Raw genomic sequence first — 20,581 nt, 5'->3', positions numbered from 1 at the left:
CTCATGACAATGACGACGTCGGATAGTTCCGCAGGCTCGGACTCCGATACGCCCGACTTCGAACCGTCCAGGGTTCTCCGGCTGGCCGCGCGGGCGACGGTCGCGTACCGGCACGTGTTCGCCGCCAGTCGTGCAGCTCCATGGCTGTCCAGGCCAAAGCCGGTGCGCAACTGGGGGTTCGATATGAATCTGATTGTTGCGGAAGTACGGACCGAGGCGGCTGATGTTGTGAGCGTGAAAGTGGCGTCGCCGGACGGAGGCGATCTTCCGTCCTGGATCCCAGGCGCTCACCTCGACCTGATCCTGCCGTCGGGAAAACAGCGGCAGTACTCTCTGTGTGGCGACCCCGATGATCTCTCGTCCTACCGCATTGCGGTGCGCCGGATCGACACCGGCCTGGGTGGTTCGCGGGAGGTTCACGACTCCCTGCGAACCGGGACCCCGATCACTGTGCGCGGGCCACGCAACGCCTTCCCGCTGGTGGCGGCGGCATCGTATCTGTTCGTCGCGGGCGGAATCGGAATCACTCCGATCCTGCCGATGGTGAAGAGATGCCACGACAGAGAGCTGCCCTGGCGGCTGGTCTATCTCGGACGCTCCCGAGCGACCATGCCATTCCTCGACGAACTCGCCCGGTACTCGCGTGGCCAGGTCGAGATCCGGCCAGACGACGAATTCGGGCCCCCCGGCATCGCCGGAATCGTCGCCACCGCTTCGCCTGGTGCGGCCGTCTACATGTGTGGCCCGACACCACTGATGACGACCGCACGTCTGGTGATGCGCGAGATCGACCCGACCGGATCGTTGCACACCGAACGCTTCTCACCACTGCCTGTGGTCGACGGCCGCGAGTTCGAGATACGCCTCGCCCGCCGAGGGACAACCGTGTCAGTCGGGCCGGACGAGACGGCGCTGGCCGCGATCCGCCGGGAGGTCCCCGGCGTCGCCTACTCATGCCGGCAAGGCTTTTGCGGCACCTGTCGCGTGCGCGTCCTGGCCGGCGAGGTAGATCACCGCGACAGGATCCTGACGCACAACGAGCGGGAGAATTCGATGCTGATCTGTCTGTCCCGCTCGGCCGGTGGATCGCTGGTGATCGACCTGTGACGCGCTGGTACCCACTCGCCGCCACCGACGACGAGTTCCTCCAGACCGCCCGATTCCGGCTCGTGCACGTCGTGTATTCGTCGACGGACACCGACCACGTGTGGAGTGTGTTGACCGCCCACGACGCACTGGTGTCGTGGGCGCGACTCATCACGGCAAGCGAGTGGACATCGCCACGCCCCTTCGGCGTCGGTACCACCAGAACCGTGACGATCGGACAGGGGGCCGCAGCTCTGAGGGAATGCTTCTACCGCTGGGACGAGGGCAGGAGGATGACCTTCACCGCCGAGTCCGCCAGCAGACCGGGATTCCGCCGGTTCGCCGAGGACATCACCCTGGAACCGACGCCGGACGGAACCCGGCTCACCTGGACCTTTGCCATAGACACCACGCCCGGGTTCGCCCCATTCCTCGTACTGTCCCTGCCAATCCTCCGTCGGGTGACACGTGGATGGGCGAACGCGCTCGCCGACAAGGCGCTCGACGAACCGAAGGGCACTACCCGATGAGCACCACCTCGGCTGCGGCCGACATGTTCGATGTGATCAGTCCGGCGACCGGACGGGTGGTCGGCACCCACCCACGCGGGTCGGCCGACGACATCGACGACGCAGTTCGCCGCGCGCACGAGGTCGCCGGGTGGTGGGGGGCACTGGGATTCGATGCACGGGCCCGGCGACTCGATGCGTGGCGGGGCATCATCGCCCGTCGCGCACCGGAACTCGCTGAGCTCACCCATATCGAAATGGGTAAGCCGCGCGCGGACGCAATGCTCGAGATTGCGATGGCCTTGGAACACCTCGCGTGGTCGGCGAAGAACGCCGCCCGCGTACTGGGTCGGCGCACGGTCCGCTCCAGCCTCCTCACCGCCAACCAGTCGGCCAGCGTCGAATATCTTCCCCTCGGAGTCCTGGGGGTGATCGGACCGTGGAACTACCCCATCTTCACTCCGCTCGGTTCTCTCTCCTTCGCGCTCGCAGCCGGGAACACCGTGGTCTACAAGCCCAGCGAGTACACCCCGGGCGTCGGTGTGTGGTTGGCCCAGACATTGTCCGAGGTCGTGCCGGAACACCCGGTTCTGCAGGTGGTCACAAGTGACGGCTCAACAGGAGCTGCACTGTGCCGATCGGCCGTGAACAAGATCGGGTTCACCGGTTCCACCGCCACGGGAAAGAAGGTGATGACCGCGTGCGCGGAGACACTCACCCCGGTCCTGATGGAGTGCGGCGGAAAGGACGCCTTGATCGTGGACGCTGACGGCGACCTCGAAGCGGCTGCCGATGCGGCCGTGTGGGGTGGGCTCTCCAACGCCGGTCAGACCTGCCTCGGGGTGGAGCGGGTGTACGTGCACGAAGAAGTATTCGACGCGTTCGTCGATCGGGTGGTCACTCGTGCACGCACGATCCGGGCCGGGTCCGGTGGGAACGCCCAGATCGGCCCGATCACCATGCCCACGCAAATCGACGTCATCCGCCGCCACATCGACGACGCGATCGGAAAGGGCGGCCGCGCCGTACTCGGAGGGCCGGACGCCATCGAGGGCAACCTCGTGCAGCCGACCATTCTGGTGGACGTGCCGGAGGACAGTGTTGCGGTCACCGAGGAGACATTCGGGCCGACACTGACCGTAACCAGGGTGCGGGATATGGACGACGCGGTCGAACGGGCCAATGCGAGCCGATACGGGTTGGGGCTCAGCGTCTTTTCCCGCCGACGCGGCGACGAGATCGCGACAAGAATCCGCACCGGCGCAGTGTCGGTCAATTCGTACGTCATGTACGCCGCCGTCCCGAGCCTGCCGCTGGGTGGTGTCGGTGATTCCGGATTCGGCCGGGTCCACGGCGCTGACGGGTTGAGGGAGTTCTCCTTTCCCCGTGCGATGACGAGGCAGCGATTCCCGTCGATTCTGCCGCTCAACACGTCTCGGCGCACACCACGGATCGACGCCCTGGTCCGCGTTCTCGTCAGACTGCTCCATGGAAGGCATTGATGATGGCCACGTACAGAACCCGATCGACTGTCGCTCGCACCCTGAGAGACCTGGGACTCCCACTTCCCGGTCGAGGCGCCGAGTACAACGTTGCGGGCAAGGTGGTCCTGATTACCGGCGGAGGCGACGGTATCGGACTGGCATCGGCGCGAGCGCTGCATGCCCGCGGCGCGGCCGTCGCGCTGATCGATGTCAATCAATCCGCGCTGACGGCAGCCGAATTCGCGCTCGGCCGACGGCGGGTTCTCACCCTGGTCGCCGATGTCCGCGACCGTCTCGGCATGGTTGCGGCCGTGCACGGGGTGATCGAGCGGTATGGGCGGATCGATGTGGTGATCGCGAACGCCGGAGTGACCCCGCCCCCCTCCACCCTCCGCCAGATCGATCCGGCGGGCTTCGACCGCGTGATCGACATCAACCTCACCGGTGTCTTCAACACCGTCCATCCTGCGATCGACGAGGTGATTACGCGACGCGGTCACATCGTGGTGGTGTCGTCCGCGGCGGCCTTCGCACCCGGTCTCGGTGGTGCGTCCTACATGATCAGCAAGGCCGCCGTCGAACAACTCGGCCGGGCACTCCGTCTCGAACTCGCCGGCTACGGCGCCTCCGCCGGTGTGGCGTACTTCGGGATGGTCGACACCCAACTGGCTCGGGCGACGCTCGACGACGACGAGATCGGCAGACGGCTCGATGCGCGTCTTCCTCGTTCGCTGCGTCGCCGTATCAGTCCGGAGGAGGCCGCGACTGTGATCGCCGATGCTGTTGCTCGTCGCGCCGGTCGCACCCTCGCTCCAGCGGCATGGCAACCGTGGGCACTGGGGCGCGGACTGGTGAACGTGCTCGCCGACGGCTACCTGGCGGCCGACGCCGAATGCCATCAACTGATCCGGGAACTCGAAGAACGCTCCATCACAACACATCCGAGTGGATCTGCAGCTGCAAGTTCTGAACCGAGGAGTACGCCATGACCATCGAGGAAGCGCCCCACACGCTGTGCGCAGCATTTCAACGCACCGCCGCCGTCGACCCGGACGCAATCGCGCTGCGAACGGTCGGCGATTCACAAACGCTGACCTGGCGGCAATACTCGAGCCAGGTCCGCGAGGTGGCGGCCGGATTCGCCGCACTCGGGGTCCGCCGCGGGGACACCGTCGCCTTGATGATGGCCAATCGTGTGGACTTCTATCCCATCGATGTCGGAGCGCAGCATGTTGGGGCGACGTCGTTCTCGATCTACAACACGCTTCCCCCATCTGCCATCGCATACGTTCTCGGCAACGCCAAAGCCAAGGTCGTGGTGTGCGAGGCCCAGTATGTGGGGCGAATCAGGGAATCCGGCGCACTGCTGGAGCAGATCGTCGTCATCGATGCGGGAATGGCGCCGGCCGGGACGCTCACCTTGGACCAGATGAAGGCTCTCGGCTCACCGGACTTCGACTTCGACGCAGCGTGGCGCTCTGTGCGGCCTGACGATGTTGCAACCCTGATCTACACCTCGGGCACTACCGGCAACCCGAAAGGGGTGGAGTCGACTCATGCTGCATTGTTGTTCGAGGCCAGCGCGGTGTGCTGGATCCTCCCGATCGAGTTCGGAGATCGCATCACCTCCTTCATGCCGTCGGCACACATCGCCGATCGGATGACGGCACTGTACTTCCACATGGTGTTCGGAACGCAAGTCACCGTGGTCGCGGACGTGCGGCAGATCGCTGCCGCACTGCCCGACTGCCGGCCGACCATCTGGGGCGCGGTGCCGCGTGTCTGGGAGAAGCTGAAAATCGCGGTCGAACGGGCGGTGTCGAACGAACCGGACGACGCACGACGGAACGCCTTGGAGTGGGGCCTCGATGTCGGCGCACGCCGGATCGAGATGCTCCGGGCAGGTCTCGCCGTACCGGAAGAACTGGAACACGACTTCGTCAAGGCAGAATCCACGGTGTTGGCGCCTATGCGCGCCGAACTCGGATTCGACAAGCTCAGATGGGCCGTATCGGGGGCGGCACCGATACCCGCCGACACGTTGGCGTTCTTCGCAGGACTCGGGCTGCAGATCTCCGAGATCTGGGGGATGTCGGAACTGACCTGCATCGCCAGCGCGGCCCCGGCCGATCCCGCCAAACTCGGAACGGTCGGCAAGATCGTGCCCGGCATGGACATGCGGGTCGCGAACGACGGTGAGCTTTTCGTTCGTGGGCCCCTCGTCATGAAGGGTTACCGGGGAGAGCCTGCCAAGACCGCCGACGCCGTCGACGCCGACGGATGGCTGGCCACCGGTGACGTGGTGTCCGTCGACCCGGACGGGTACCTCACCGTCATCGACCGGAAGAAGGAACTGATCATCAACTCCTCGGGGAAGAATATGTCCCCCGCTACGATCGAGAACGCGATCAAAGCCGCCTCCTCGCTCATCGGCGGCGTGGCCACCATCGGAGATGCGCGCCCCTACAACACCGCCCTCATCTCACTCGACCCCGAGGCCGCAGCGAGTTTCGCTGCAACGAAGGAGATCCGGGTCGATTCCGCGTCACTCGCGACGGACCGCGACATGATCGCGACGATCGCCGCCGCGATCGCGACGGCCAACGCAGACCTGTCTCGCGTGGAGCAGATCAAACGCTTCCTGATCCTCCCAACCTTCTGGGAGCCGGGCGGCGACGAACTCACCTTGACGATGAAGCTGCGCCGCAAACCGATCGCCGAGAAGTATGCATCCGAGATCGGGCTGCTCTACCGCGACCCCCTCGCCCAGGGTGTGTATGAGCCCACCGCCGACCGGACGTGGGAGGTTCCGGTGGGGAGCTGAGACCGCTAACCCATCGTGACCAATTCGCAACAACTTTGGAGACGAACCCTTGACTGCTCACACTGTCACCACGGAAAGCGCATCCCCATGGATGGACGACGAACTCGGCGCAGTTGCCGAACTCGCACGTAACTTCTTCGCCAAGGAGGTCACCCCCCATCAACGCCGGTTCGCCGAACAGGGCTTTCCGGACAAAGAGGTCTACGGCACTCTGGGCGAGTTGGGCTTGTCGGGAATGTCGATTCCCACGGAATTCGGCGGAGGGGGAGGAACTTTCGCCCACGATGCCGTGCTGTTTCACGAACAGGTGATGGCGGGTGACCACTCACTCCAGCTCGGCGTGCACTCGGGAATCGTTCCGCACTACCTGAACGCATACGGAAGTCACGAGCAGAAATCGCGATGGCTTCCCAAACTCACAAGCGGTGAATGGGTCGGTGCCATCGCCATGACCGAGCCAGGAACCGGCTCAGATCTGCAAAACATCACTACCAAGGCCGTGCGCGACGGGGGCGACTATGTCATCACCGGCGCCAAGACTTTCATCTCCAACGGTCGCAACTGTGACCTCGTCATCATCGCCGCCAAGACCGATCCCACGCTCGGCGGGAAGGGAGTGTCTCTCGTTGTCGCCGAGGTGACCGACGACACTCCCGGATTCTCGCGCGGACAGATCTTCGACAAGCTGGGCCAGAAGGGACAGGACACCACTGAACTGTTCTTCGACCGTCTCCGCGTCCCGGTGGACAACCTCCTCGGAGAACGCGAGGGTGCCGGATTCGTCCAGCTGATGCAGCAACTACCACAGGAAAGACTGATCTGCGGCGTCGCCGCCGTCGCCGCGATCGAACGCGCAGTAGCTCTCACAATCGAGTACACCAAATCGCGGACAATGTTCGGGAAGACACTGTTCGACCTCCAGAACACACGCTTCGAACTTGCCGAATGCGCAACCCTCGCGCGGGTATCACGCACCTTCCTCGACGACTGCATCGACAAGCACCTGCGCGGCGAACTCGATGTCACCACCGCCGCAATGGCGAAGTACTGGTTGACCGACCAACAGTGCGCCGTGATCGACCGCTGTCTACAACTGTTCGGAGGGTACGGCTACATCCTCGAATATCCCATCGCCCAGATGTACGCCGACGCCCGTATCCAGCGCATCTACGCCGGATCCAACGAGGTCATGAAGGAACTGATCTCCAGAGCGCTTTAGCCATATTGGTAGCCGAATCATGGCTCAGCACTGCGTGACTACTCGAATGGCGCATCGTCTCGCAGCGACCGTGTGAGACGGCCTCCTGCTGCCAATCGTTGCTGCAGGCAACGCAGGCACCTTTCGCGGCGCACTCCTTACCGCGGCTATCCCAGATCTGGTGGCCGAGGCAGCGGAGCAGCGGCGTGCTGAATCTGTTGGTCGAGCAGGGAACTTGTCGCTTCGTCTTTCGCCCGCCCTACCCCCGTCGTGAAGGCAGGATTGAGAAGTCCCACCGCAGTCCTCCGTTCGGTGACGGGTTACCGCGGATACCCCACTTGGCCCACCGCCCGTCCCCGGCAGTCGGCGACCAGGATGCCCCGGCCCTGCGACCCAATTTCTGCGTAGCGATCCGCCGGTTGTCCCGACGAGCCGTAATCGATCGCTCTGGACACTCGAGAAGTGATTGGTGCTCAGTGCGGTTCGGCTGTGAGTTCGGTCAAAGTGAGCGTCGCGGTCGTTCCGTGGTGGTTGCGGATGAGGATGGTCCGGTCGGTCAGGTTGGTGACGGTGGTGCACAGCGTGGTGAGGGGGTCTGTGCCGGCGGCGGTGCGGTGCACTCCGGTCGGGACGGGTGATCCTGTCAGCACCTGGGTGAACCAGTCGACGTCGGGTTCGAGGACGGGAACAAGGCTGTCGAGGACTTGGCCGCGGGCGAGGCTTTCCTCGCGTTGGCCGAGGTTCGCTGTCGCGGTGCCTGCGGCTGCCTGGTCGGGCGGGTTCGGCATGAAGCGGATGTGGTTGGTGTGCCACTCGAATACGTTATCGGGCGGGAGTTCTCGGACCGCGACCTGTCCGGCAGCGGCTTCCACCACGGCGACCCGGCCGCTTCTGGTGTCGCCGAGGGTGTAGGCGAAGCCGCCGGCGCTGGGGTTGCTGCGGAGGTAGTCGATGGCGTCGGTGAGGGTGGTGCACTGTTGCAGGCCGCGGGCGACGAAGTGTCGGCCTGGTGCGGCGATAGGGGTGGTGACCTGGATGTGGTTGATGCCCCACACCAGTCCGGCACCGTTGACGGTCAGGGTGTTGGCGGGCAGAAATCCCGGGTACCACTGCACGGTGACCGGGAGGTCGCCCTCGATGCGCAGGGTGAGCAGCATGAAGTGGCCGTCGAGGGCGGGGGCGCCGTCCTCGTTGTGGGCGACGAAGGACTGCGTTCCGCGCCAGGCGAGGTCGGTGCATCCGGTGCCGTCGTCGATGCCGATGTCGCCGCGGAGATTGGCCAACAACAGATCCTCGTAGGGCACGGTCGCGCCGGTCGCGAGCGCGCGCAGCTCCTCGGTGTATCGCGGATAGGCGTGAGTGGTGGCCGCTACCACGTCGGCCAGGATGCGGCGGCCGCGATCGCTGCGGGTGAAGGATTGCAGGCCTTCACGTTCGGGCATCTTGCTCTGCACGGCGGTGATGGACTCTCGCGCGTGCTCACCGAGGAGTGTGAAGGCGGCGTTGCGCTCACCGGTTACCACCAGCCAGCGCAGGCCGGTGATCGTGGTCTCGTCGATGTGGGCGTTCATGGTGGGTCTCCTCGGCGGAAAATGGTAGCGGTCTCGGTGGCGGCCGGGATGGTGCCGGTGATCGGTGGGCAACGACGGTGCCTGGCCCGGGGCGGCAGGCCAGGCATCTGGTCCGTGCGTCTCGAGCCGGTCCGATCGGGGTGGATCGAGACTGCTCGTGTCAAATCGGTCAGGGTCGGGGGACGTGCAGAAGTAGGGTCTTGGCCATCGGAATCGAGGACGTGTTGGTCGCCAGTAGTGCATCAGGGCGAGCGATCTCGTCGACAGGGGCGAACAGGTCGAGCTCGAGCTCCTCGATCTCCGGGACGGCCTCGATGATGACCGATTGCTCACCCAACACCGACAGTTCGGGTGCGGCGCTGATCCGAGAGAACGCGGCGCGGGCGGCGGCCTCGGCGATGCCCGCGCCCATGATGCCGCCATCGATGATCCCGACGCCGGGCTGAACGGCGCTCATCGGCCGCTGAACTGCGGGGTGCGCCGCTCGAGCATGGCCCCGACCGCCTCGAGGTGGTCTTCGGTGTGGTGGGCGATGGACTGCATCGCCGCGGACAACTCGAGGATGCTCTCGAGGCTCTGGTGCTGGGCTTCACGCAGCAGCCGCTTGGTCATCCGCAGCACGTGCGGCGGATTGGCCGCCACCCGTGCGGCCAGCTGGTGCGCGGCCGGGAGGAGCTGGTCGGGTTCGACGACCTGTGACACCAATCCCCAGTTCAGGGCGGTTGCGGCGTCGATCGCCTCCCCGGTGAACGCCATCTCGCTGGCCCGGGCCATTCCGACGGCTCGTGGCAGCAGCCACGCCCCTCCGTCGCCGGGAATGATCCCGACCTTGACGAAGCTTTCCGCGAACTTTGCTGTGCTGGAGGCGATCCGCAGGTCACACATCGCCGCCAGGTCGCAGCCGGCGCCGATGGCCGGGCCGTTGACTGCGGCGATGGTGGGAACCTCGCAGTGATGCAGCGCCCGGGGGATGCGCTGGATGCCGTGCCGGTAGCCCTGGCGCAGTTCGGCGGGTGTCCCACCGAACATGCCCGCTTTGTCGAGCATGTGCTTGACGTTGCCGCCGGAGGAGAACGCGGACCCGGCGCCGGTGAGGATGGCTACCCGCACGCTCGGGTCACGGTTGACCGCGGTGACGGCGTCCTCGAGCGCGGCGATGGTGCCGGCGTCGGAGATGGGGTTGCGGGCTTCTGGGTTGTTGAGGGTCCAGACGATGGTGTCGCCGGCGCGGTCGATCAACAGGGGGTCTCTCATGTGTGGTCTCCAGGGTGGTTCTCGGACAGGATGATTCGCACGTCCACGGGCACGATGCCGGTGTCCGATGCGATCACGGGGTTGAGGTCGAGTTCGCTGATCTCGGGGTGGGCGGCGACGATGTCGCCGACCCGGACGAGGAAGCGGGCCAGCGCTTCCCGGTCGACGATCGGGAGGTGCCGGTAGCCGTCGAGCATGCGGGAGGCGATGGTCTCGTCGATCATCTCGTGGGCCTCGAGGTCGGTGAACGGGGCGGCGCGGAAGGTGACGTCCTCGAGGGCTTCGACCATGACGCCACCGGAACCGAAGGCCACCACCGGCCCGAAGATCGGGTCGCGGGTGGCACCGACGAGCAATTCGACACCGGTGTCGGCCATCGGGGTGACCACGATGCCGTCGATCACCGCGCCGGGCACGTTGCCGGTGACCGAATCGATGATCGCCTGGGCGCTGTCCGCGGCGGTGGCGGCGACCACGTTCAATCGGACTCCGCCGACATCGGACTTGTGGATGACCTGCGGGGACACAATCTTCAGTGCACACGGACGCGCGTGTCCGGTCACTGCGGTGACGACGTCGTCGACGGTACGGGCGAGTGTCCAACCACCGATCTCGACGCCGGCGTCCTCGATGAGAGCGCGGGCGGTGGGCTCGTCGAGGATGCCCGCTCCGCTGGCCGCCCGCGGGGCAGGTTCCGGCAGGGCGAGTGCGGAGCGCTCGGCTGCGGTGGACAGCCGGTGCCCGCGCCGGTCGAGAGCGGCAACGACGCGGACGGCGTGGTCGATGGAATTGATCACCGCGACCCCACCGGCGCGCAGACGGTCGTGGTTGGCGACGGCGTCACCGGCGTAGCAACTCTGGACCAGGAGCGGCACACCATGGGAGGCGGTCAGCGCGAGCAGCGAGTCCGCGGTGGCGTCCTCCGCCTCGCGCAGGCTCGCGTCGAAGCGCAGGTGATAGCCGCCGAAGAGACCGACGATGAGCACCAGGCCGACCGCCGGGTCGCTCATCAACGCGTCGACGGCGGCGGCGAAGACCGTGGGATCGGCGTCGGTGGCTCCGGCCACGTCGACGGGGTTGACCACCGACGCCGGTCCACCGAGCAGCTCCCGCAGGATCTGCTGGGTCTGATCGCCGATCTGCGCGAGTTCGATTCCGCGCGCGGTCAGCGCATCGGCGGCGAGTGTGGCGTGCCCGCCGCCGTCGGAAAGAATGGCGACCTTACGGCCGGGAGCAATGGGCGCTGTCGTCGCCATGGCACCGGCCACGATGGCGAGTTCGTCGGAGCGGTCGACCAATTCGACACCGGCCTGGCGGAGCACCGCGGTGGCGACGGCATCGGATCCGGCGATAGACCCGGTATGCGAGAGCGCGGTGCGTTGCCCGATCTCCGAGCGGCCGCCTCGCAGCACCACCACTGGCTTGTCCTGCACTGCGCTCGCGGCGGCCTGTAGGAATGACCGGCCGTCCGCGAAGCCCTCCGAATGGATGGCGACGGCACCGGTGCCCTCGTGACGGGACAGTTCGGTGACGCATTCGTCGTAGCGGACATCCGCCTGGTTGCCGAGTCCGACATAGGCATGGAAACCCGGTCCCTTCAGCGCGCGGTTGTCGTTGACCAGGGACAGCAGCATGTTGCCGCTCTGGGTGATCACGCTGATCGGCCCCACGGGTACGTCCTGTAGCCCAACTAGATTGGCGCCGGTGGACACGTTGAGCATCCCGGAGGTGTTCGGGCCGATCACCCGAATACCCGTTTCGGCGATGGCCTCGGCGAGGGCCGCATCGAGGTCGGCGCCCTCATCCCCGGTTTCCTTGAACCCATTGGCCAGCACGACCGCCCCGGCGATGCCGACGGCGGCACACCGGCGCAGTGCGTCCGGGATTGCCGCGCCGGGTAGCGCGATCAGGGCGACGTCGATTCCATTCGGCAGCGCATCGATCGAGGGGACGACCTCGAGCCCGAGGATCGCGGTGGCCTTCGGGTTGACCGGGTACACCGGGTGCTGAAACCCGGACTGCTGCAGGGCCCGCACGGCCTGGAAGCCCCGCTTGGTCGGGCTCGTCGAGGCGCCGACGATCGCGATCGAGCGGGGGTCGAAGAGCCGTTCGAGCGCCGTGCGGGTCACCGGGGACGGGGGAGTGGCGACCGCGACGGCGGAGGGCTGTGCCATGGTGGGCATCTCTACTTTCCCTGGAAGATCGGGGTGCGGCGTTCGGCGAAGGCGGCCACACCTTCGGCCCAGTCCTGCGTGCCCATCAGCGCGAGCAGTTCCTGCGGTTCGGTGTCGAGCACCACCTCGAGCGGGTCGTTGCGGCGCAGCGCCGCCTTCATCCGAGCCAGGGACAGTGGCGCTTTCGCAGCCAGGGTGCTGGCGAGGGCGTGCGCTGCCTCGAACACCGTGTCGGCGGGAACCGCGGAGTGCGCGAGCCCCCACTCGAGGGCCTGGCTGCCGGTGAAGCGTTCGCCGAGGATCAGCATGTCGGTGGCCCGGCGCAATCCGACCAGGCGGGGCAGGCGGTTGGTGACGCCGCCGCCGACGAAGGTGCCGATGCTGACTTCGGGGAAGCCCATTTGGGCGTCCTCGGCGATGATGAGGAAGTCGGCGCTGACCGCCATTTCTGCGCCGGCGCCGAGTGCGTAGCCGTTGACCGCGGCAACGACCGGAATGTCCATCCGCTGGATCTGTTCGCATACCCGCTGGGCGAGGTCGAGGTAGTGCGCCTGCTCCTCGCGGCTGCGGGTACCGGAGTTGTGGGCCTTGAGGTCGGCGCCGACGCAGAAAGCGCGGCCCGTGCCGGTGAGGACGACCGCGCGCACGTCCGGGTCCGTGTCCGAGGCGGCCAATTCGTCGATCAGCGTCTGGTACAGCTCCTCGCTCACCGCGTTGAGGCGGTGGGGTCGGTTCAGGGCCAGGGTCGCGGTCGAACCCGATCGGGTTGCCAGGACGGTCGTCATCGTCTCACGTCTCCTTCTTGTCGATCATCTTGTAAAGCTCTGTCCGACTGACGGTTTGACTGCAGGGTTCACGTCTGCTTCCGGGAGCCGTCAGCAGTCCCACTCGGTGCTCGCGCTCGGACGCTGTTCGTCCCGACGCGAGGAGCGGGGCCTCATGTGATCCATACAACAGCATCGCAATCCAGAATGCAAGCAAACTTGCACAAAATCAATTCAATGCAAACCGACTCGCACGGTGTCTGTGGCGCGTGTGCCGATATGTCCCGCCGGGTTCGCCGAGGGGCGGGGTCGAGATGTCCTCGCCGCCGCCCCGGCTTGCGTCCTTTCGTCCGTCACTCCGCGCGGGGTGTCATTTGTGCAGGTCCACCCGCTTTCACGATTGTCATGTGAAGTTTGCACAATGAAGAATGTATGCAAATGCACTTGCATGACGCGGCTGGGGCGTGTTTCATGGCTCCTGGCAGTTACCTGGGTCACACCCCGAGTTCTATGGAAGAAGGCGTCGTGCCAACATCGCTCTCCAGCTCAGAGAATCTGAAGCACTCCATCAATACCCGCCAACTGACGATGATCGGCATCGGCGGTGTCATCGGTGCCGGCCTGTTCGTCGGCAGCGGCAAGGCGATCTCCTCGGCCGGACCCGGCATCGTCCTGGTCTACCTGTTCACCGGTCTGGTCATCATTCTGGTGATGCGGATGCTCGCCGAACTGGCGACCGCGAGTCCGGAGACGGGATCGTTCTCAACCTACGCATCCCGTGAATTAGGTTCGTGGGCAGGATTTTCCGTCGGATGGCTCTACGCATATCATTGGTGTGTGACGGTCGCGTTCGAGGCGATCGCCGGTGCCGCGATCGCGAACCAGCTGATACCTGTGGTGCCCACCTGGCTCTACGCGCTGATCTTCATGACAGTGCTCACCGGGGTGAACCTCGCTGCCGTGACATCGTTTGCGCGATTCGAGTTCTGGTTCGCGATGATCAAGGTCACCGCGATCGTGTTGTTCATCGGCGTCGGCATCGCCGCGATCTTCGGCCTGCTCCCGCACTTCGACTCGCCCGGAACCTCGAATCTGCTCGGCCACGGCGGACTGTTTCCCAACGGCGTCACTCCTCTACTGATCGCCGTCCTGACGGTCTTCTTCTCCTACTTCGGCACCGAGCTGGTCACCATCGCAGCCGGCGAGGCCAAGGACCCGGTCGCAGGGGTCCGCAAGAGCATGCGCAGCGTCGCCTGGCGCATTCTGCTCTTCTACGTCGGCTCCATCCTGGTGGTCGTCACGCTGCTGCCGTGGGACACCGCCGAAGTCACCAAGAGTCCCTATACCGCCGTGCTCAACCTGCTCGGCCTGCCCGGCGCACAGACCATCATGAATCTGGTCGTACTCACCGCCGTGCTGTCGTGCCTGAACTCCGGCATCTACTCCTCGTCCCGAATGCTGTTCTCCCTCTCACGCCGCGGCGAAGCCCCCGGTGCACTCGGGAGCACCGGCAAGTCCGGGGTACCCGTCAAGGCCGTCCTCGCCGCATCGAGTGCCGGGTTCCTGGCGGTGATCGCGAACTACTTCCTGCCCACCGGTGCAGTGTTCACCTTCCTGCTCAGCTCCTCCGGGGCCGTCGCCGTGGTGGTCTACCTGTGCATCTGCGGAACACAGATCGCCGGACGTCGCAAGAAGACCGCCGAGGAGAAGGCGGCGCTGCCAGTCAAGATGTGGGGCTTTCCGTACCTGTCCTACCTCGTCGGCCTCATCCTGCTCGCCATCGTCGGCGGCATGGTCTTCACACCTGCCACCCGTACCCCCCTCGCGCTGACCATGATCGTCACCACCCTCGCGGTGGCGGCCGGACTCGTCCACCAGCGTCGCAAGACGGCCTCCGCAGCCGAGCAGGCCGGCGACGTCGACGCAACCCTGTCGAAGTCCCCGCAGTAGCAACAGTTCTTCGCCGCACAAGTGGGGTGCACCCGAAGTCGGGGTGCACCCCACCACTGCATCGAACCGTGTGAGCCGCGGTGCCTCCGCAGACGATCAGCCCACGAGTACACGGCAACAGCGAGCTGTACGAATCTCCGCACGGCACGAAGTGGTCCGCTTCCCGCCGCGAATTCCCCGCGATGCATGCGGGGCCATCTCCGTCAGATGTCGGATCGTTCGGTGGCGTAGACGCGAAAGCTGCTGAGGAGTTTCTCCTCCTCGAGGAGGGTTTCGCGGACCTGGTGTCCGAGCAGGTGGGCGACTCCGCCGGACATCGCCTGGGCAAGGGAAGTGAAGGCTGTCATGGACCTGAGCACCGACGCGCTCGAAGCATCGATGTAGAAGGTGTCGTGTGCCGGGCCGGCGAGGGGTGAGCTGGCGTTGTCGGTGAACGCGATGACGTGCGCACCGCTCTGCCGCGCCCACTCCGCCGCACGGATGGTGTCGGCGCTGTAGCGGTGGATCGACATCGCCACGAAGCTGTCGCCCTCCCGGATGCGACGCAGATCATCGGTCAACGAACCGACACTCGCTGTGACCGTCTCAACGTCCTCGCGCAGCATCCGCAACAGATACCCGAGCAGGTATGCCGGTGCGTGGCATTTGCGCAGTCCCATGACGTGTACCCGAGGTGCCTGCGCCAGGTGCTCGACCGCGGACTTCCACGTCGCCTCCTCGATCCGCGCAAAGGTGCGGGCGATGTTGGCCTGATCGAGCGCCACCGTCTGCTCGAGCAGGCCGGCTCCCTCGGAGGCGACATGCTCGAGATTGTCGAACCGGCGCAACAGCTGCGCCTGCTCCTGAAGTCGCTCACGGCACAGTCTGGTCAGTCCGGGATAGCCCTTCAGGCCGAGGCCGGTCGCGAACCGCACCACGGTCGCCTCGTTGACACCGACAGCGGCCGCGAGCTCCGAGATGGTCATGAACGCCACCGCCTCCGGGTCGGACATCACCCGCTCGGCGATCTTGCGATGCGAGGGAGACAGCGACCCCGAACGTGCACGGATTTCGACGAGAAGCTCGTCGAAGGACTGGGGCCCCGTGGTGGTGTTTTCAGCCTTCGTGCCCATGCGGCCTCCTCGTCCGTGACGATCCATATGTCGAGTCCAAGCCAACCCGATCGCAGGATGGTGAATTGCTTCCGAAAGAGCATCTGCAAGCATAGTTGCACTACGTGACCCGTCCACCGTCATCCGAGGTCTCGAAGGCGGGTATCCGGCAATGCAGTGAGACGGTAATCCCCGCGACGCGGCAACGACGCCCAATAGGGCCCGCAACGATGCCGCCCCGTCGTCGCCCACCGCGGACCGCGATGTGGCGACGGCCCCGCAGACCACCGCGGCCACTGGCAGACTCCCGGAGCAACGGTCGACAACAGTCGCACTTCGATCACAGCGGCAACCACATTCCCGAATATGAACAGCAGGTGGTCCTGGGTGGTGTCCTCAGTTGGTGTAGCGCAGTAGACAGACGCCGTTCTGGAAGCCTCGTGCCTCCACCAGATGCAGCCTCGGCATCTCGTATCCGTCGGGGAACAGCCGTCGTCCCCGACCCTGGACGGCGGGGTACACGAACAGCCGGTACTCGTCGACCAGGCCAGAGACGATCAGGGCGTGGGTCAGCGTGATACTGCCGGTGACCACGATGTCGCGGCCCTCCTGTCCCTTCAGGGCCCGCACCTGGGCGATCCAGTCGCCCGTGAGCAGGGTCGAGTTCCGCCACTGCGGGTCGGTCATGGTCGAGGAGACGACGTACTTCTGAATTTGGTTCAGCTCGTCGGTGATGCCCGTCTGGTCGTCGGTCTGTCGGGGCCAGTAGCCGCGGAAGTCCTCGAACGTCTGCCGACCCAGCAGCATCGCGTCCGCGCGCTCGGACTGCCGGCGGGTCGCCTCCAGTAGCTGCGGATCCTGGTCCGTGGGGTCGAACCAGTCGCCGAGCATCTCGATGGAGCCGTCGAGGGTGATGTTCTGGGTGATCGCGAGTTTCCTCATATCAGATACTGACCACGCCACGGTCGTAAAATCATCGCCGGCAGGCACAGCCCCATCTGTGGCGCTGCGATCGAACACTGGATCGACGGGCAGTCGGTGAGAGTAGTCGGCAAGATCACGGACTGGGCGGGGCATTCACCTGAACAGGTTCACACCATGCGGGACGGATTGGCGGACCTCGAGCGCCGGGGACTTGCCGTGCTGTACGACTAGTCCCGAACGCGCCGAAGAAATCGTGGGATCCCGTCACGTAGCTGGCCAAGCGGGGCGCATCCATCGGCGGACTCGACGGTGGCCCCGGATGGTTGCACCTACCTCTGTCTCGGGGGCCGAGTCCCCAGATGTATCGAAGTTCTCAGACGCAGGCCCGGCAGATCCGCTGTTCATTGACGGCGAGGCGGCTGTGGTGATGGACCAGGACGCGACTGGTGCAGGTGAATTCGCCCAATCTGGACAGTACGGTGAACTTCGAGTCAACACCGCCGACAACCGGCTGCACTCCTCGGCGTGGTTCTCATGGCGATCGCCCTCGTGATCGGCATCATGAACGGACGCAGTGGTTTGAGCTCGGAACCTACGCTGCGCTACTGGCGTTGGTCATCGGCCTGAAGGGCTGGCTCGCGTGGAGGAGGCGACATGGCGCAGTGTAGGACGGTTCATTACTCGTCCAAGCGTCGTTCGCTGGCCGGTTTTGCTCCTCCTCGAAGGCGCGGTTGATCTCGAAGACATCGGTAGCGACGTCGTCCGAGACTGACGGCGATAGGCAGGACGCGAATACGTCCCGAATCAACTTACGGTGCAGAGGATTAACGATCGACGAGAAGAGTTTCGGGATTGGGAGATAACGCAGAGCACCACGCTGCGTCGAGGTGTCAATGACGCACGCGCGGGTTCCGAAGGCGCACAATCGGTGAATGGCTTTTCTGTTCATGCAGGAGACAGCCCGTTTTCTCGCGGTCTCCGATCCCGGCCGGCTGCGGCTTCGTGCCGCTACCGCCACGACGATCACCGTCGTGCTCGCGATGGTGGTGTTGTTACCGGGTTCCAACGCGATCGGCCAGCCACTCACCGTAGCGCTGCTCGGGACGGTCGTCGCGATGCAGTCCTCGGCGGCGGTCAAGGACAGGGATCAGCACAGCAGGGTGGTCACGACACTGCTGCTCGTGTTCCCTGCAATCGCAGCGGTGTCGATGTCCGCGGTGCTGTCCCAGTTCGGGAAGGTCGCCGATGTGGGCTTCATCGCGGTGCTCTTCGCGGCCGTCTGGGTGCGGCGCTACGGCCCGCGAGGTACGGCTCTCGGGATGGTCGCGTTCATCTGCTACTTCTTCGCGCTCTTCCTTCGGGCCCAGCTTGGGCAGATTCCCATCCTCACCGTGTCCATCGCCGTCGGCGTCGGTATCTCGCTCCTCGTCCGTACGGTGATCCTGCCGGACCGGCCCGGGCTCGAACTCAAACGGTTGGTTCGGGCGCTGCGGGCCGCGTCGATCGACGTGCTGGAGGTGGCGTCGAACAGGGGTGATCGGAACCTCGATCTACTCCGCAAGAAACTCGACCGGCTCGGAAGCACCGCGCTGATGATCGACGACTGGCTCGACCGCAACGATGCAGCTCAGCTCCTGAGCGTCACGAACGATGATCTGTCCGTTCGTATCTTCGACGCGCAAATCGCTACCGAACAACTCGTCAGCGCGCTGTGGGCGCTCGACCCGAACAAGTTGTGGCCGAATTCGCTGGGGCAGGCGACCACTGCACTGGGATCGTGCCTGCAGAACAATCCGTCGGACGACCAACTCCGCGCTGCCCGACGCCTCGCCGCCGCGGCTGCAGACAAATCCGATCCATCGACTCCAGCGGGTATCGCGACCGCCGTCGCGATGCGGGCAGTGCAGGCACACATCGCGATCCATCACATCACCAGCAATGCCCTGCGAACAGAATCCGAACCGAGGAAGAAGCCGGACGAGGGCGAAGAAACGGATACCGGATGGAATCCGAGCACCAAAGCCGCGATCCAGGTAGCCGTCGCGACCAGCGCTGCAACGATTCTCGGTGAGCTCATCTCGCCCGACCGCTGGTATTGGGCGGTCCTGACGGCCTTCCTCGTCTTCACCGGAGCGTCTACCCGCGGTGAGATTCTCTCTCGCGCAGGGCACCGCGTCGTCGGCACCATCGCGGGAGTTCTTGCAGGAGTGGTGCTGTCCGCGTTGGTCGGAAACAACCAGCCGTTGCAGCTGCTCCTGCTCGTCGTCTGCGTATTCTTCGCGTTCTACCTCGTCACGGTTGCCTACGCATTGCTCTCCTTCTTCGTCACCGTCATGCTTGCGATGCTGTACGGACTACTCGGCACATTCAGCATCGAGGTACTTGAACTGCGCATCTACGAAACGGCGGCAGGCGGAATCGTCGGAATAGCGGCGGCGTATTTCATCTTCTCCACCGGAACGAGATCGACGCTGATCTCGAAGATCGACGACTACCTCGATCAGATGACTGCCATCATCGACACCGGTATCGGAGCCGTCGTCCAACCAGGCCACGAGACTGACCTCGTCGCCGACATCCGGAAGCTGGACAACACGCTGAAGGAACTTGTCACGGCGGGCAAACCCTTGGAAATGGGACCGACGACGCGGACTCGTCGGGGAGCGAAACGGTTGTTGCGGATCATGACGGTCAGCAATCGGTCGTCTCATGCACTCGCCCGAGCAGGAGTGAGCGCCTCTCGCGGCGAACCGGACAGCGGACCGTCGCAGGAGACCGCGAAGGCATTGGGCCAAGCAGCGGACGTCACCAAGGCAACCATCGCCGACGTCAAACGCGCACTCGCCGGCGAGCACGTAGAGCCTCCGGAGAAACTCACCGAAACCTCGGCACCCGACGTCATGCTGCAGTCGACCACCACGCCCGGGCCGGTTCGCAGTGCCGTCCGCTCGCTCAGCACCCTCAACCGCACGATGGGGGAGGCATTGACGCGTGTCTGATGGGGTCGTACATACTGCTGAGCGAAGCACAAAGCACGCCAGGCGCATGACACCATCACTCCCACCACAAGGTCACCGATAGTGCATCGATGACCGGCAATAGGTCGACGCGGACACAGTGCGCGTCTTCGCGACTACATCGAGGATGGCAGGATCAAGTCATCGAGATCGGAACCTCGATGTGAGGTCCGGATCGAGATCTAGGGAGTATCGGCATGGCTCAGGGCATTGTGAAGTGGTTCAACGGTGAGAAGGGCTTCGGTTTCATCGCACCCGACGACGGAACTCCGGACGTTTTCGTGCATTACTCGGAAATCTCGGGCAGCGGTTTCAAGTCGCTCGACGAGAACCAGCGTGTGGAGTTCGAGGTCGGCCAGGGCCAGAAGGGCCCGCAGGCCACGAACGTACGCACTGTCTGACCAGTGCAACTTGGGGACCGCATCCGGTGGGTGCGGTCCCCATTTCTTATCGCCGGATCGGTCCCCGCGCGGGTAGAGCCTTAACAAGGGGGATCCGCGACCCGCCCCTGCGTGGGCAGACTGACGGTATGGGCCAGGATCACCAGGGGCGACGCATCGGTGGAGAGTTGAGCCATCGGTGCTTCTGCCACGCCGATGAGAGATGAACAGGGCAGTGTCCCGCCCGACGGTTCGTTCGTCGGCGGCCACGGTGTCGTCAGTACGGACTATTGGCGCCGTGTCCGCATCGGTCAGTGGATTGGTTGCGGCTCGGCCCGCGATGCTACGTATGAGA

Annotated in this window: 16 protein-coding genes; 9 read left to right on the top strand and 7 right to left on the bottom strand. The window is 65.1% G+C overall.

The genetic code is table 11. The features are described 5' to 3' along the window. The first annotated feature begins 3 nt into the window (after positions 1-3). The 6 genes from OYT95_RS02015 to OYT95_RS01990 all read left to right on the top strand — a co-directional run bounded on the left by OYT95_RS02015 (position 4) and on the right by OYT95_RS01990 (position 7,122). Complete coding sequence (locus tag OYT95_RS02015) at positions 4-1,107, top strand: PDR/VanB family oxidoreductase (RefSeq protein ID WP_268790758.1); 1,104 nt, start codon at positions 4-6, stop codon at positions 1,105-1,107. Further along, complete coding sequence (locus OYT95_RS02010; RefSeq protein ID WP_128638818.1) at positions 1,104-1,616, top strand: SRPBCC family protein; 513 nt, start codon at positions 1,104-1,106, stop codon at positions 1,614-1,616. The genes OYT95_RS02015 and OYT95_RS02010 overlap by 4 nt, the downstream gene beginning before the upstream one ends. Continuing rightward, positions 1,613-3,097: an aldehyde dehydrogenase family protein gene (locus OYT95_RS02005; RefSeq protein WP_268790757.1), complete on the top strand. Its 1,485-nt coding sequence runs from the start codon at positions 1,613-1,615 to the stop codon at positions 3,095-3,097. Before OYT95_RS02010 ends, OYT95_RS02005 begins: the two co-directional genes overlap by 4 nt. Next, entirely contained in the window at positions 3,097-4,068 is a 972-nt protein-coding gene (locus tag OYT95_RS02000; RefSeq protein WP_268790756.1) for an SDR family oxidoreductase, read from the top strand. Before OYT95_RS02005 ends, OYT95_RS02000 begins: the two co-directional genes overlap by 1 nt. Next, a complete protein-coding gene (gene fadD11 / locus OYT95_RS01995; RefSeq protein WP_268790755.1) occupies positions 4,065-5,903 on the top strand; it encodes a fatty acid--CoA ligase FadD11 in 1,839 nt (612 codons plus the stop codon). The genes OYT95_RS02000 and fadD11 overlap by 4 nt, the downstream gene beginning before the upstream one ends. 91 nt (positions 5,904-5,994) lie before the next feature. Continuing rightward, on the top strand, positions 5,995-7,122 hold the full coding sequence (locus OYT95_RS01990; RefSeq protein ID WP_268792329.1) for an acyl-CoA dehydrogenase family protein: 1,128 nt from the start codon (positions 5,995-5,997) through the stop codon (positions 7,120-7,122). Between the two features lie 452 nt (positions 7,123-7,574). Here the strand turns inward: OYT95_RS01990 and OYT95_RS01985 are convergent, their stop codons facing one another. The 5 genes from OYT95_RS01985 to OYT95_RS01965 all read right to left on the bottom strand — a co-directional run bounded on the left by OYT95_RS01985 (position 7,575) and on the right by OYT95_RS01965 (position 12,885). Next, positions 7,575-8,672, bottom strand: a complete 1,098-nt coding sequence (locus tag OYT95_RS01985; RefSeq protein WP_268790754.1) for a C45 family autoproteolytic acyltransferase/hydolase — start codon at positions 8,670-8,672, stop codon at positions 7,575-7,577. A gap of 169 nt (positions 8,673-8,841) precedes the next feature. Continuing rightward, positions 8,842-9,129 (bottom strand): 3-hydroxyacyl-CoA dehydrogenase NAD-binding domain-containing protein, encoded by a 288-nt coding sequence (locus OYT95_RS01980; protein ID WP_268790753.1) that lies wholly within the window; start codon positions 9,127-9,129, stop codon positions 8,842-8,844. Further along, positions 9,126-9,926, bottom strand: a complete 801-nt coding sequence (locus OYT95_RS01975; protein WP_268790752.1) for a crotonase/enoyl-CoA hydratase family protein — start codon at positions 9,924-9,926, stop codon at positions 9,126-9,128. Before OYT95_RS01975 ends, OYT95_RS01980 begins: the two co-directional genes overlap by 4 nt. After that, a complete protein-coding gene (locus OYT95_RS01970; RefSeq protein ID WP_268790751.1) occupies positions 9,923-12,109 on the bottom strand; it encodes an acetate--CoA ligase family protein in 2,187 nt (728 codons plus the stop codon). Before OYT95_RS01970 ends, OYT95_RS01975 begins: the two co-directional genes overlap by 4 nt. 2 nt (positions 12,110-12,111) lie before the next feature. Continuing rightward, a complete protein-coding gene (locus tag OYT95_RS01965; protein ID WP_268790750.1) occupies positions 12,112-12,885 on the bottom strand; it encodes an enoyl-CoA hydratase/isomerase family protein in 774 nt (257 codons plus the stop codon). A 567-nt stretch (positions 12,886-13,452) separates the two neighbouring features. Here OYT95_RS01965 and OYT95_RS01960 point away from each other — a divergent pair. Further along, complete coding sequence (locus tag OYT95_RS01960; protein ID WP_442972579.1) at positions 13,453-14,814, top strand: amino acid permease; 1,362 nt, start codon at positions 13,453-13,455, stop codon at positions 14,812-14,814. A gap of 203 nt (positions 14,815-15,017) precedes the next feature. Here the strand turns inward: OYT95_RS01960 and OYT95_RS01955 are convergent, their stop codons facing one another. After that, positions 15,018-15,926, bottom strand: a complete 909-nt coding sequence (locus OYT95_RS01955) for a MurR/RpiR family transcriptional regulator (protein ID WP_128638808.1) — start codon at positions 15,924-15,926, stop codon at positions 15,018-15,020. 375 nt (positions 15,927-16,301) lie between these two features. After that, entirely contained in the window at positions 16,302-16,847 is a 546-nt protein-coding gene (locus tag OYT95_RS01950) for a dihydrofolate reductase family protein (protein ID WP_268790748.1), read from the bottom strand. A gap of 914 nt (positions 16,848-17,761) precedes the next feature. Between OYT95_RS01950 and OYT95_RS01935 the strand changes: the two genes are divergently transcribed. Continuing rightward, complete coding sequence (locus tag OYT95_RS01935) at positions 17,762-19,828, top strand: FUSC family protein (protein ID WP_268790746.1); 2,067 nt, start codon at positions 17,762-17,764, stop codon at positions 19,826-19,828. A 215-nt stretch (positions 19,829-20,043) separates the two neighbouring features. Further along, complete coding sequence (locus OYT95_RS01930) at positions 20,044-20,247, top strand: cold-shock protein (RefSeq protein ID WP_037227806.1); 204 nt, start codon at positions 20,044-20,046, stop codon at positions 20,245-20,247. Positions 20,248-20,581 lie beyond the last annotated feature (334 nt).

It is taken from the genome of Rhodococcus sp. JS3073, assembly GCF_026810085.1.
Classification (GTDB): Bacteria; Actinomycetota; Actinomycetes; order Mycobacteriales; family Mycobacteriaceae; genus Rhodococcus_F; species Rhodococcus_F wratislaviensis.
This window is presented reverse-complemented; position numbering and strand designations above follow the sequence as displayed.

Excerpts from the sequence above, each read along its gene's own strand:
- OYT95_RS02000 (WP_268790756.1), top strand. The coding sequence starts at position 3,097 with ATGATGGCCACGTACAGAACCCGATCGACTGTCGCTCGCACCCTGAGA.
- fadD11 (WP_268790755.1), top strand. The coding sequence starts at position 4,065 with ATGACCATCGAGGAAGCGCCCCACACGCTGTGCGCAGCATTTCAACGC.
- OYT95_RS01970 (WP_268790751.1), bottom strand. The coding sequence starts at position 12,109 with ATGCCCACCATGGCACAGCCCTCCGCCGTCGCGGTCGCCACTCCCCCG.
- OYT95_RS01990 (WP_268792329.1), top strand. The coding sequence starts at position 5,995 with ATGGACGACGAACTCGGCGCAGTTGCCGAACTCGCACGTAACTTCTTC.
- OYT95_RS01985 (WP_268790754.1), bottom strand. The coding sequence starts at position 8,672 with ATGAACGCCCACATCGACGAGACCACGATCACCGGCCTGCGCTGGCTG.
- OYT95_RS01980 (WP_268790753.1), bottom strand. The coding sequence starts at position 9,129 with ATGAGCGCCGTTCAGCCCGGCGTCGGGATCATCGATGGCGGCATCATG.
- OYT95_RS01975 (WP_268790752.1), bottom strand. The coding sequence starts at position 9,926 with ATGAGAGACCCCCTGTTGATCGACCGCGCCGGCGACACCATCGTCTGG.
- OYT95_RS02005 (WP_268790757.1), top strand. The coding sequence starts at position 1,613 with ATGAGCACCACCTCGGCTGCGGCCGACATGTTCGATGTGATCAGTCCG.
- OYT95_RS01965 (WP_268790750.1), bottom strand. The coding sequence starts at position 12,885 with ATGACGACCGTCCTGGCAACCCGATCGGGTTCGACCGCGACCCTGGCC.
- OYT95_RS01950 (WP_268790748.1), bottom strand. The coding sequence starts at position 16,847 with ATGAGGAAACTCGCGATCACCCAGAACATCACCCTCGACGGCTCCATC.
- OYT95_RS01935 (WP_268790746.1), top strand. The coding sequence starts at position 17,762 with ATGGCTTTTCTGTTCATGCAGGAGACAGCCCGTTTTCTCGCGGTCTCC.
- OYT95_RS01955 (WP_128638808.1), bottom strand. The coding sequence starts at position 15,926 with ATGGGCACGAAGGCTGAAAACACCACCACGGGGCCCCAGTCCTTCGAC.
- OYT95_RS01960 (WP_442972579.1), top strand. The coding sequence starts at position 13,453 with ATGATCGGCATCGGCGGTGTCATCGGTGCCGGCCTGTTCGTCGGCAGC.
- OYT95_RS01930 (WP_037227806.1), top strand. The coding sequence starts at position 20,044 with ATGGCTCAGGGCATTGTGAAGTGGTTCAACGGTGAGAAGGGCTTCGGT.
- OYT95_RS02015 (WP_268790758.1), top strand. The coding sequence starts at position 4 with ATGACAATGACGACGTCGGATAGTTCCGCAGGCTCGGACTCCGATACG.